This window comes from Anaerotruncus sp. G3(2012), from assembly GCF_000403395.2.
Classification (GTDB): domain Bacteria; phylum Bacillota; class Clostridia; order Oscillospirales; family Ruminococcaceae; genus Anaerotruncus.
The window spans coordinates 267,184-279,345 of record NZ_KE159675.1 but is presented as its reverse complement, the minus strand read 5'-3'; the positions used below and the strand labels follow the sequence as shown (position 1 = coordinate 279,345).

At 58.4% G+C, this 12,162-nt stretch carries 9 protein-coding genes; 5 read left to right on the top strand and 4 right to left on the bottom strand.

Annotation, left to right across the window (positions count from 1 at the left end; genetic code table 11):
- Positions 1-51: 51 nt before the first annotated feature.
- Positions 52-1,104: a lipid II:glycine glycyltransferase FemX gene (locus C814_RS16595; protein ID WP_016316549.1), complete on the top strand. Its 1,053-nt coding sequence runs from the start codon at positions 52-54 to the stop codon at positions 1,102-1,104.
- On the top strand, positions 1,101-2,435 hold the full coding sequence (locus C814_RS16590) for an Orn/Lys/Arg family decarboxylase (RefSeq protein ID WP_016316548.1): 1,335 nt from the start codon (positions 1,101-1,103) through the stop codon (positions 2,433-2,435). Before C814_RS16595 ends, C814_RS16590 begins: the two co-directional genes overlap by 4 nt.
- Positions 2,436-2,458: 23 nt before the next feature.
- On the opposite strand, the gene C814_RS16585 is transcribed toward C814_RS16590, so the two are convergent.
- From C814_RS16585 to C814_RS16570, 4 genes are all read right to left on the bottom strand, one after another.
- A complete protein-coding gene (locus tag C814_RS16585) occupies positions 2,459-3,316 on the bottom strand; it encodes a YitT family protein (RefSeq protein WP_016316547.1) in 858 nt (285 codons plus the stop codon).
- Positions 3,317-3,512: 196 nt separating this feature from the next.
- A complete protein-coding gene (locus C814_RS16580) occupies positions 3,513-4,871 on the bottom strand; it encodes a 2-hydroxyacyl-CoA dehydratase (protein ID WP_016316546.1) in 1,359 nt (452 codons plus the stop codon).
- Positions 4,858-7,809: an acyl-CoA dehydratase activase gene (locus C814_RS16575; protein ID WP_016316545.1), complete on the bottom strand. Its 2,952-nt coding sequence runs from the start codon at positions 7,807-7,809 to the stop codon at positions 4,858-4,860. Before C814_RS16575 ends, C814_RS16580 begins: the two co-directional genes overlap by 14 nt.
- Before the next feature lie 371 nt (positions 7,810-8,180).
- Positions 8,181-8,999, bottom strand: coding sequence for an NYN domain-containing protein (locus C814_RS16570; RefSeq protein WP_016316544.1), 819 nt, complete (start codon positions 8,997-8,999; stop codon positions 8,181-8,183).
- 458 nt (positions 9,000-9,457) lie between these two features.
- Here C814_RS16570 and C814_RS16565 point away from each other — a divergent pair, with 458 nt between their 5' ends.
- Genes C814_RS16565 through C814_RS16555 form a run of 3 tightly spaced genes read left to right on the top strand, consistent with a single transcriptional unit; the run spans position 9,458 to position 11,858 of the window.
- Positions 9,458-10,534: a D-alanine--D-alanine ligase family protein gene (locus tag C814_RS16565; protein WP_031219817.1), complete on the top strand. Its 1,077-nt coding sequence runs from the start codon at positions 9,458-9,460 to the stop codon at positions 10,532-10,534.
- Positions 10,535-10,570: 36 nt separating this feature from the next.
- Positions 10,571-11,392, top strand: coding sequence for a glutamate racemase (gene murI / locus C814_RS16560; RefSeq protein WP_016316542.1), 822 nt, complete (start codon positions 10,571-10,573; stop codon positions 11,390-11,392).
- Between the two features lie 13 nt (positions 11,393-11,405).
- Complete coding sequence (locus C814_RS16555; protein WP_016316541.1) at positions 11,406-11,858, top strand: YwiB family protein; 453 nt, start codon at positions 11,406-11,408, stop codon at positions 11,856-11,858.
- Positions 11,859-12,162 lie beyond the last annotated feature (304 nt).

The window sequence follows — 12,162 nt, the reverse complement described above, 5'->3', positions numbered from 1 at the left end:
TGAATTCGTGATATACTATAGGGACAAAACCGCAGTTTTAGGAGAAGGAAAATGGAAATTTTAAAACCCGAGCAGTATGGCGAATATGAAACATTTGTCAGCTCCCATCCCAACGGGGAGTTTACCCAGAGCATCAACTGGCAGAAGGTGAAAAACAACTGGGAATTCGAGGCGGTTGTCTCGCGGGATTCACAGGGAAAGATCGTCGGGTCGATGGGGGTGCTGATCCAGCGCATCCCGCTCATAGGTACCTCGTTTCTCTATGCGCCCCGCGGCCCGGTCTGCGACCTGCACGACCGCGATGTGCTCTCCGACCTCAAAGCGGGCGCGGACCAGCTTGCCCGCAAACACAACGCGCATATGCTCAAGATCGACCCCAATGTCCCGATGGGCGACACCCGGTTTATCGAGATTGCCAAGGGGCTGGGCTTCCGGCAGAACTACGGCCCGGAAGGGTTTGAAGGGATTCAGGCGCGGTTCAACTACCGGCTCTACCTGAACGGGCGCACAGCGGACGAGCTGTTTGCCAACCTGACCCAGAAAACCCGCTATAACTGCCGGGTAGCGATGAAAAAAGGGGTGGAAATCCGGGTGGTCGGCAAAGAATATCTGGGTGAATTTGTGCGGATCATGCAGGCAACCGGGGAACGGGACGGGTTCAATACCCGTCCGAAAGCATACTTTGAGCGTATGCTCGATGCTTTGGGGGAGCATGTACGGATGTACATGGGCTTCTATCAGGATCAGCCGATCTGCGGCGCGATTACGACCAACTACGCGGGGAAAGCCTGTTATGTTTATGGTGCGTCGGACAACGTCTACCGCAATGTGATGCCCAACTATCTGATCCAGTGGGAGATGATCCAATGGGCGGTGGAGACCGGATGCACCGTCTATGATTTCCAGGGGGTCAGCGGCAATCTGGACGAGAATGCGCATATGTACGGCCTTTACCGGTTTAAGCGGGGGTTCAACGGCACGCTCGACGAACTGGCAGGGGAATTTGACTATCTTTACCAGCCGCTCAAAACCAGGATGGTCAGCCATGCAATCGCCCTGAACGGAAAGCTGGGCGGGCTGAAACGGAGGCTGAAACGGGGATGAAGCCGCTGCAGGAAGCCGTAGGCAGTTACCTTGCGAAGGGGCGCGCCTGGTTCCATATGCCGGGCCACAAGGGGCGCGGGGACGGCGCATTCGCGGAGATTCTGCCATGGGATGTGACCGAGGTGGACGGCTGCGACAGCCTGTTTCACGCGGACGGTCCGATCGACCTGCTGGAACAGGCATTTTCCAGGGTTTACGGGACCCGGCGCACCCTGCTCTGTGCGGGCGGTGCGACCCTCTGCATCCAGACCATGCTCGCGCTCGCGTGTGGGACCGGGCGTAAACTGGTCATCAGCCGGAACATCCACCGTTCGGCGATCAATGCATGCGCCCTGCTCGGGCTGGAACCGGTGTGGGTCTACCCCGAACAGGATGCAGGGGACTGGTTCCTTGGGCGGTACAGCCCCGAAGCGGTCGGGCAGGCGCTCGCGGCGCATCCGGATGCTGCCGCGGTCTACCTCACCTCGCCCGACTATTTCGGCGTGATGAGTGACCTCACAGGGATTGCGGAGGCCTGCCGGGATTATGGGGTGCCGCTGCTGGCCGACAATGCCCACGGCGCCCATCTGCCGTTCCTGCCTGAACAGTACGGCTGCCTGCACCCGATCGCCTGCGGTGCGGCGCTCTGCGGGGACAGCCTGCATAAGACCATGCCCGCGATGACCGGCGCGGCGCTGCTGCAAATCGGGGAAGAACGGTTCGCCGGCGATGCCAAACGGATGATGTCGATGTTCGGGTCGACCAGCCCCAGCTATCCCATCATGCTCTCCTGCGAGCGGGCGCTCGGTTATGCCCAGAAGGGGGCAAAGGAAGGGTTCGCCCGGACCACCACCCGTCTGGATGCGCTGCGTATCCTCGCGCAGCAACACGGGTTTGCACTGCCCCAGGGCGTCACCGATCCTGCCCGCCTCACATTGGGGTTTGGCGCGCTCGGCTGGCCGGAGCAGGCTTTCGGCGATTACATACGGGCACATGGGATCGAACCGGAATACATCAGCGGCTCGGCCTGCGTCTTTCTGGCGAACGGGATGAATTCTGATGAAGATTTCGCAAGGCTGGAAGCCGCGGTCAGAGGGATCAAGCCGAGAGGAAACCCGGACCCGGTCAGACCGGTACTGCCCCATCCTGTGCGGGTGATGGGGGTGCGGGAGGCCGCGTTTGCACCGCAGGAACAGGTCCCGGTGGGGCAGGCGCTGGGGCGGGTTGCCGCTGCCGAAGCATCCCCCTGCCCGCCGGGAATCCCGGTGGTGATGGGCGGTGAACGGATCGGCCCCGCGGAGCTGGAGTCCCTCCGGCTTTATGGGGTCAAAACGGTCAACGTTGTCAGATAGGTTCCCCACCTGAAGCTGCCCGGTCAAGCGCCTTTGAACCCCTCCCCGAGCACCTCGTTCGACTCAAGGATGATGATAAACGAATCGGCATCAGCTGCCTTGACCTGTTTTTGCACCGTATACATCTGTTTGTTGCTGCACGCGCACATGACCACCTGTTTGTCCTGGCGGGTATACCCGCCTGACGCTTTCAGGATGGTTGCCCCGCGCCCGCAGCAGCATTCGATCTCCTGCACCACCTGCTGCCCATGCTCGGTGACGATCAAAGCCAGTTTGCCCGAGTCGATCCCATAGGCCACCTTATCCACCACGACCGCAAACAGGTAGTTGATAATCATGCCGTAAACCATCCCTTCCACATCCCGGAAGAGGATGCCTCCCGCAAGCACGACACCTGCATCCGCCAGAAAGACGATCTTTCCGAGGGACATATGCGGGCGCAGCACCTTGACCGCCATCACGATAAAATCGGTGCCCCCGGTCGAAGAACCGCGCATGAAGATGATCGCATAGCCAAACCCCGCGATCACGCCGGTACAGATCGCGGCGAGCATCCGGTCCCCCTGGAATGCGGGGAAGAGGGGGGCTGCATAGTCGATCATCACCGAGGAAATCACCATGCAGCGGATCGACTTGATGAAAAAGCCGCGCCCAAGCAGCCGGCAGCAGACCGCCGCCACCGGCAGGTTGAGCAGGATGGTCATAATGCCGATCGGGAAACCGGTCAGCCGGTTGACGATCATCGCAACGCCTGAAAAACCGGTCATCGGGAATTCGGCATGGACTGCAAAGTTGTAGATGCCCACCGCAATACAGATGCTCCCGAAAAATTCCACCGCAAGGTCAATCCCAACCTCCCGGAGCCTGGTCTGGTTCGCCATCCTGCAACACCCTTTCTTCTGTATCATTATCCTGTGTATCAAACCCTCTTTCCCACCCTGCCGGATGCGGAAACAGGCGATAACAGAAAAAGCATCCGCGAATTCTTCCCTATCATTCGCGGATGCTCTTTTCTGTTTTCACTATAGCACAGCGGACAAACCGCTGTCAACACTCTGTTTTTCCCTCTGCCTGCCGCTACATTTTGATGGTCATAGCCATCCGGCTGGTCTCCTCCTCGGGCGGGAACTCGTCGGCATAGCGCGGGCGCCGCCGTACAGGCTCCGGCTTTTGCTTTTTCTCCTCGGCAATCGAAACCGCATTTGCCAGCATCAGCTTGATCCGGTTTTCCTGATTGATCCGGGTGGCGCCGGGGTCATAATCGACCGCCACGATGTTCGATTCGGGGTGCCGCTCCTTGATGACCCGCATCATCCCCTTGCCGACGATGTGGTTGGGCAGGCAGCCGAACGGCTGGGTACAGACAATGTTGCAGACCCCCTGCTCGATCAGTTCGAGCATTTCGGCGGTGAGCAGCCAGCCTTCCCCCATCTTGACGCCGTGGTTGATATAGCCGCGGGTGAGGTCGACGGTGTGGGGGAAATACCCGCCCGGCCGGAAGCTGCCTTCCGACAGGATCGCGTCGATCACATCCGCCTGTTTTTTGACCAGCATATGGTAAAACCGCTCGAGGATTTCCTGTTTGATCCGGGAATTCAGCCCATACAGCTTATGGTCCATCAGCATATTGTAGACGCAGTAGAGGCAGAAATCCAGCAGGCCGGGCACCACCGGTTCTGCGCCCTCCTGAAGCAGGAATTCTTCCAGGTTGTTGTTGCCGAGCGGCGAGAACTTGACATAGATCTCCCCGACGATCCCGACTTTTACCTTTTCCTCTTTGCGGCGGGGGACCGCGGCAAAGTCCCGCAGGATTGCGCGGTAGTTCTGTTTGACCTGATGGTAACTGAGCAGGCCACGCCCCTTCATCTCCCCGGTGAGACGCCGCGACCAGCGGTCGACCAGACGGTCGGATTCGCCCCGCTCGATCTCATATGGGCGGCACTGGTTGGCGAGCAGCATCAGCAGGTCGCCGTAAAGGATCGCGTAGAAAATCCGGTCGATCATCGTGGGGGTGAGCTTGAAGCCGGGGTTTGGCTCCATCCCGCTTGCCGAAAGCGAGATCACCGGAATCTGCCCCATCCCCGCTTTTTTGAGCGCCTTGCGCAGCAGATGGATGTAGTTGGACGCCCGGCAGCCTCCGCCTGTCTGGGAGATCATCAGCGCGACCTTGTTCAGGTCATATTTCCCCGATTCGAGCGCGTCGATCATCTGCCCGATCACCAGCAGCGCCGGGTAACAGGTGTCGTTGTGGACGCTGCGCAAACCAGCGTCCACAACCGGCTTGCCGGTATTTTCGAGCAGCTCGCATTTGTAGCCGTATGCCCGCAGGATATTGAGCATCAGCTTGAAGTGGATCGGCAGCATGGTGGGCACCAGGATTGTATAGTCCTTTTTCATCTCCCTGGTGAATACCACCCGTTCCTCATTCTGCGGCATAGCTGCGCCTCCTTTCTTCGACCGCTTCCAGCAGGCTGCGGATGCGGATTTTGACCGCGCCGAGGTTGGTGATCTCATCGATCTTGAGCTGGGTATAAAGTTTCCCGCCCTCCTCAAGGATTTCACGCACCTCGTCGGTGGTGATCGCGTCGATCCCGCAGCCGAACGAGACGAGCTGGACCAGCTCCATGTCCGGCTGGGTGGTGACATATTTTGCGGCGTTATAAAGCCGGGCGTGGTAGGTCCACTGGTTGAGGACGTTCACCCGGACCGGCTCGACCAGATCACAGACACAGTCCTCGCTGACCACCACAATCCCAAACGAGGAGATCAGCCGGTCGATCCCGTGGTTGATCTCGGGGTCGATGTGGTACGGCCTGCCCGAGAGCACGACAATCCGCCTGCCGTTTTTGCGGGCGTATTCGATCGCGCGCCTGCCCTCGTCCCGAATCTCCTGCATCCACCTGGCATAGGCGAGGTTGGCCTCCTTGACCGCCTCGCGCACCTCCCGCAGCCGCAGGCTTGGGTAATAGTTCCACAGCTCGGAATAGAGCCGGGGAGCCATCTTTTTGCCCAGATGGATGCCCACATGGGGATAGATGAACCGGACCCGCTCATCCGAAAGCTCGGCGACATTGGCGCGGAGCAGCTCGGGGTAGTAGGCAACGACCGGACAGTTAAAATGGTTGTCGCCCTTGTGCTCGTCGAAATTATAGGTCAGGCAGGGGTAAAAGATGTCCGTGACCCCCTTCTCGAGCAGGTTGGCAATGTGCCCATGCACCAGTTTGGCCGGATAGCAGACGGTATCCGACGGAATCGAGAACTGCCCCTTGATGTAGGTATTGCGGGTCGAGAGGTCGGACAGCACCACCTCAAACCCCAGATGGGTGAAAAAGGCGTGCCAGAACGGAAGGTTCTCGAACATGTTCAGCCCGAGCGGAAGCCCGATTTTCCCGCGTTTCGCGCTGCCCGACTTCATCAGCGCGCGCACTTTATCCAGCTTGTATTTGTAGAGGTCGGGAATCTGTTCGGGGTCACGGTTGCCGAGCGGGCGTTCGCACCGGTTGCCGCTGATGAACTTTTTTCCCCGTCCGAACGAATTGACCGTCAGGTTGCAGTGGTTGCCGCAGAGGCCGCAGACGGTCGATTTGGAGGTATGTACAAACTGCCCCAGCTCCTCCAACTGGATAAGCCCGGACTTTTCCAGTCCCAGCTCTTTGGCGTAGAGGGCGGCGCCGTACGCGCCCATCAGGCCGGCGATCTGCGGGCGGATCACCTTCCGGCCCAGTTCGACCTCAAAGCTGCGGAGCACCGCGTCATTGAGGAAGGTCCCCCCCTGTACGACAATGTGCTCCCCCAGCTCCTTGGCGGAGGCGGCGCGGATCACCTTGTAAATCGCGTTTTTGACGACCGACATCGAGATCCCCGCCGAGATATCCTCGACCACCGCTCCCTCCTTCTGCGCCTGCTTGACCGACGAGTTCATAAATACGGTGCAGCGGGAGCCGAGGTCAACCGGGTATTTCGCGAACAGGCCAAGCTTTGCGAACTCAGCGACATTATAGCCCATCGACTGTGCAAATGTGCTGATGAACGAGCCGCAGCCGGAAGAGCACGCCTCGTTGAGCATGATCGAGTCGATCGAGTTGTTGCGCACCTTGAAGCATTTGATGTCCTGCCCGCCAATATCGAGGATAAAATCGACCTGCGGGTTGAAATGGCGGGCAGCCTTGAAATGGGCCATTGTTTCGACCAGCCCCGCGTCGACCGAAAAGGCGTGTTTAATCAGGTCTTCGCCATATCCGGTGGCCGCGCTGCCCCTGATCGTCACCCGGCCCGCACAGCGGGGCAGCAGCTGCGAAAGCTGCTCCTTGATGACCTGCACCGGATTGCCCTTATTCGGGGCGTAGTATTCATACAGAATCTGGTCGTCCGCGCTCATCAGCACCAGCTTGGTGGTGGTGCTGCCGCAGTCAATGCCAAGATAGGCGTCGCCGGCGTAGGAGTCGAGGCTTGCTTGGTCGACCGAAGCGCGCGCATGGCGGTTGCAGAAGGCTGCATAGTCATCTGCATTTTCAAAGAGCGGCTCCAGCCGGCGGGAGGTCGGTGCACTGTCGGTGCTGTCCTCGATCCGGGAGACCAGCTCCTCATAGGTGAGCAGCTTCCCGGCTTTTTCCGCGTAGAGCGCGCTGCCCATCGCGACCGCGTACCGGCCCATATCGGGAAACACCGCGTCCTCGGAAGAAAGCCCGAGCGCCCGGACAAATTCCCGCTGGAGCGCCTTGAAGAAATAGAGCGGCCCGCCGAGGAAGAGCACCTTGCCTTCGATCCTGCGGCCCTGCGCCAGACCGGTGATCGTCTGGTCAACCACCGCGCGGAAGATCGAAGCTGCGATATCCTCGTGCCGCGCGCCCTGGTTGAGCAGCGGCTGGATGTCGCTTTTGGCGAACACGCCGCACCGAGAAGCGATCGTGTAAACCTTCTCGCTGCCGAGCGCGAGGGTGTCGAGCTGTTCAGGGGTCACGTCGAGCAGGGTGGCCATCTGGTCGATGAACGCGCCGGTCCCGCCCGCGCAGGAGCCGTTCATCCGCTCCTCCAGCCCGCCGGTGAAAAAGATGATCTTGGCGTCCTCCCCGCCCAGCTCGATCACCGTGTCGGTATCAGGCGCCATCGTCTTGACCACCTCGCCGGTCGCGAACACCTCCTGAATGAACGGCAGGTTCGCCGCTTTCGCGAGCCCCAGCCCCGCCGAACCCGAGAGCGCAATCGTAAACTCCCGGTCGCCGATCACATCTTTTGCCATCCGGATCAGCTCGAGCGTCTTGGGGCGCACCTGCGAAAGATGCCGTTCGTACTGTTCATAGACGACATCGCCCGACTTGATGACCACGATTTTTACGGTGGTCGAGCCGATGTCAATTCCAATCGTCATTCCCATTTTGTTTTCCCTTTCCGATGATTCCGGACCCCTGCCCTCCTCCCGCCGCCTTACGGATAATCGGCGGCGCGCCTTTGGGAAACAGGCCAGGCTCCGGTAGCTGATTCTATCTTAACACGTCAAATGCGCCGTGGTCAACGCCCCCTGCCGCAGAAAATTCTACTAAAACCGTCGATTTTTCATTCAGCCTGCACAAACCTGCATAAAAAGGCAGGGAAGCGGTTCCGCATCCCGAACCAGAAGCAACCTCCTATCCAAAGTCCTGCTTCTGCATACGTTTCATAAAGAAGGATATTTTGCACAGAGCCCATCCCCCAAAAGGCAAAAAAATGCCCTGCATTTTTCAAAAGCAGGACATTGGGTGAAACGGGTTATTTGGGACGGACATAGATCAGCTTTGCGCTGTTGTCGTTGGTGCGCACGCTTTTGATGTCGAACAGGTCGAGCGATTCGATGAACGGGGTCAGCTTGGAAAATCCAAAGTTGCGGACATCAAAATCAGGGTACCTCTTGACCAACAGGCTTCCGATCGTGCCGATGAAGATCCAGCCATCCTCGTCCGAGGTTTCCTCCGAGATGCTCAGGATTGCCTCTTTGAGGGTTTCCAGATTGCCCATCTGCGGCTGGGGCTTGTCGGCAGTCCGGGCACTCTTGACGGGCTTGCCCCCCGGCAGCTTCTCATTCTTTTCCAGTTTTTCAGGTTTCGCCGGTTTTGCGGACTTTTCGGTGTTCTTTTTCTTCTCCTCCTCCGCGCTGGCAAAGAGGATATCCAGATATTTAAACCGGTTGCACGCCGAAATGAACGACTTGGGCGTTTTGCGCTCCCCCATGCCGATCACCTGCATCCCCGATTCCCGCAGCCGGGCGGCCAGACGGGTGAAATCGCTGTCCGAAGAGACGATGCAGAATCCATCCACCTGCCCCGAATAGAGGATGTCCATTGCGTCGATAATCAGTGCGGAATCGGTTGAGTTTTTGCCGGTCGTGTAGTTATACTGCTGCATGGGAAGGATCGAGTTGTCGAGCAGGATCGACTTCCACGAGGAAAGCGCGGGTTTGGTCCAGTCGCCGTAAATCCGTTTATAGGTGGCGATCCCATCCTTTGATATTTCATCCAGGATAATTTTAATATATTTATCCGATATGTTATCAGCGTCGATCAGTACCGCGAATTTGCAATCATTTGGCATTTTTTCCATCCTGTCTGTTATTTCATTTGTACACCCAGACCCGCTTGCGCGGCCCGGGTGCCGCTTTTCACCTGCAATGTGTTAGCCGTGGATGTCTACCTGTGGGTTATCCCAGCTATTTTGTTATGATATCACAATTGTGAAGCGATGTGATAGATATCATTGGCCATCGGGACGGGAGCGGGCTCTGCCTGCGCATCATCCTGGCCATAGCTCTGGTATAATAGCTGCTTTGCAACTATTATATCACACCGAAGGTGGGATGTCCACAGGCTTTGTCTTGCGTACTATTCTCAGTTGTGCTAGAATATAGATTGTATCATTGCAGGGAGCCGGAATCTTGAAAGCCGCTGGCCATGCGATGTGAGGTAAGGCCACTTTTGGCCGCAGGTTTTAAACTCCTATTTTGCGCTATTTTCGATTATAAATTTGAGATTTAAGAGAGGTTCTGTTTGAATTTGAAAAAGAAAGTGGTAGCCGTACTGTTCGGCTCAGTTTCCAGTGAATACGAAGTCTCGCTGATGTCCGCAACTTCGGTTCTGCAAAACATCCCGCGCGAGAAATATGATGTGGTGATGCTTGGCATCACCAAAGACGGGCGCTGGCTGGAGTATACCGGGGACATCGCACTGATCCAGCCCGACCAGTGGCAGCAGAGCGGCCATGTCACGCCCGCGGTCCTTTCGCCCGACCGCTCAACCGGCGGACTGCTGCGCATCCTCCCAGACGGGCGGACCGAAGCGGTCCGGATTGACGTGGCTTTCCCGGTGGTCCATGGGGAAAACAGCGAGGATGGCGCCTTACAGGGCCTGTTCCAACTGGCAGGAATCCCTTATGTGGGGTGCGGCGTGCTCGCCTCAGCGACCTGTATGGACAAGGAGGTCACCCACATCCTGCTCGAAGCGGCAGGCATCCGGACCGCGCCTTACAGAGTGATGACCCGCCCGATGATGGAACGGTTTGAAGAGATGGAACCTGCGCTCCAGAAGTCTCTGGGCTATCCGATGTTCGTCAAACCGGCGAATACCGGCTCCTCTGTGGGAGTGGGCAAAGCCAGGGACCGGGCCGGACTGAAGGCCGCACTGCAAGAGGCGTTCCGGTACGACCGCAAAGCGGTTGTCGAAACCGCGATCACTGGTGCAGAGGTCGAATGCGCGGTGCTCGGCAACTATGGCGACTGCACTGCTTCGGTGGTCGGCGAGATCGTGCCCCATCACGAATTTTACGACTATGAGGGCAAATACCTCGACGATTCAACCGACCTTTATATCCCAGCGCGGATTCCGGAGCCGGTCAGCAAGGTCATCCGGCAGACAGCCTGCGACGCATTCGCCGCGATGGGCTGCACCGGACTTTCCCGGATCGACTTTTTCGCGCAGGAAGATGGCGGTGTGGTCCTCAACGAGATCAACACCCTGCCCGGCTTCACCGCGATTTCGATGTATCCCAAGCTGTTTGACGCGGCAGGCATCCCCTATCCCGAACTGATCGACCGGCTGATCCAGCTTGCGCTCGCGCGTGCAGCGGAACAGTGACCGGCCTGCCGGAATCTGGATTGTGAGGTAGCGGATATGGATAACAGAGCCATCGGTGTTTTTGATTCGGGACTGGGCGGTCTGACGACCGTTAAGGAGCTGCGCCGCCTGCTCCCGCAGGAAAACCTGATCTATTTCGGGGATACCGGGCGGGTCCCCTACGGCACCCGCAGCCGGGAGACGATTCGTCAGTACGCGATGCAGGATATCGCCTTTCTCAAGCGGCATGACGTCAAACTGATTATCATTGCCTGCGGGACGGTCAGTTCCCAGCTTACCCCCGAGATGTCAGCAAAGATCGGGGTGCCCCATTCGGGCGTCGTGCTCCCCGCAGCGCAGGCCGCCTGCGCCGCTACTGCCACCGGCAGGGTCGGGGTGATCGGCACCACCGCGACTGTCCGGTCGGGTGCTTACGGCCGGGCGATCCGTTCGATCAATCCGGGGGTGCATGTATTCGGGAATGCCTGCCCGCTCTTTGTCCCGCTGGTGGAGAACGGGTTCATCCAGCCGGATAATGAGGTGACCGCCAAAGTTGCCGAACTCTATCTTCAGCCGATCCAACAGGCAGAGGTTGACACCCTGATCCTTGGGTGCACCCATTATCCGATCCTCTATGAAACGATCAACCGGGTGCTCGGCTACAGGGTGACCTTGGTTGATGCAGGAAAAGAGGTTGCACGCTGGGCACAGCAGTTTCTCTCGGCGGAGGACCTGCTTTCAGACGGGTCTGGCGGAACCATCAGCTTTTATGTGAGCGACTCCCCCGAGCTGTTCGCCGAAACCGCTGAACTCTTCCTTGGGGAACGGGTGAGCGGAAAGGTCCACCAGATCAGCCTCGAACTTTTAACCGACAGATAAAGGAACAATAAAGATGAAAAAAGATGTACTGATTGATATTAAAGGGATCTACCGCCAGGACGGGGAACAGGATCAGGTGGAGCTGGTCACAACCGGTTCCTACTATAAGCGCAATGGGGATTACTATATCGCCTATGACGAATCCGAGATGACCGGCTTTGACGGTACCCATACGGTACTCCGGGTCGAAGGTTCCCAGCGGGTGACCCTCTCCCGCTCGGGCAGCACCAAGAGCCAGCTCATCATTGAGCGGGGGGTCCGGCACCAGTGCCACTATGACACAGGATATGGTGCAATGACCATCGGTGTCTCGGGCGACCGGGTCTTCTCCGATCTGGATGACCATGGCGGCAAGCTCCAGTTCTCCTATTCGCTCGATGTGAACACCTCGCTCGCCAGCGAAAATGAAGTGTTTATCAACGTCCGGGAGAGTGCGGGCGCGCCAGTTCTGCCGGTTGGCCAGTAATCCCTGGGCTTCCTTCTCAAGTTTGCTTTTATCCAAGGTTTTACTCGATTCTTTGCTCCGGTCTAAGAGCCGGCGCTTTGTGCCGGTTGGCCGCACGCCGATCTTGGCGCTAAGAGCCGTTTCTTCGCAACGGTTGCGCTCCGAAACACTCGCTGCGGCTCGTAGTGCGGCGGCAGTGGGACAGCGTCGGTTTGGTTCCAGACCCAACTGACAGGCGCAAAGCGCCTTCCTCGAGGCTTCTCGGGCTTTCAGCCCGAAGCGCAGCATCCGCCGCGATGCCCCTGCGGGCTGTCTTGCGGGCTAG

Coding starts and splice junctions, on each gene's coding strand:
- C814_RS16595 (WP_016316549.1), top strand. CDS start 52: ATGGAAATTTTAAAACCCGAGCAGTATGGCGAATATGAAACATTTGTC.
- C814_RS16590 (WP_016316548.1), top strand. CDS start 1,101: ATGAAGCCGCTGCAGGAAGCCGTAGGCAGTTACCTTGCGAAGGGGCGC.
- C814_RS16585 (WP_016316547.1), bottom strand. CDS start 3,316: ATGGCGAACCAGACCAGGCTCCGGGAGGTTGGGATTGACCTTGCGGTG.
- C814_RS16580 (WP_016316546.1), bottom strand. CDS start 4,871: ATGCCGCAGAATGAGGAACGGGTGGTATTCACCAGGGAGATGAAAAAG.
- C814_RS16575 (WP_016316545.1), bottom strand. CDS start 7,809: ATGGGAATGACGATTGGAATTGACATCGGCTCGACCACCGTAAAAATC.
- C814_RS16570 (WP_016316544.1), bottom strand. CDS start 8,999: ATGCCAAATGATTGCAAATTCGCGGTACTGATCGACGCTGATAACATA.
- murI (WP_016316542.1), top strand. CDS start 10,571: ATGGATAACAGAGCCATCGGTGTTTTTGATTCGGGACTGGGCGGTCTG.
- C814_RS16555 (WP_016316541.1), top strand. CDS start 11,406: ATGAAAAAAGATGTACTGATTGATATTAAAGGGATCTACCGCCAGGAC.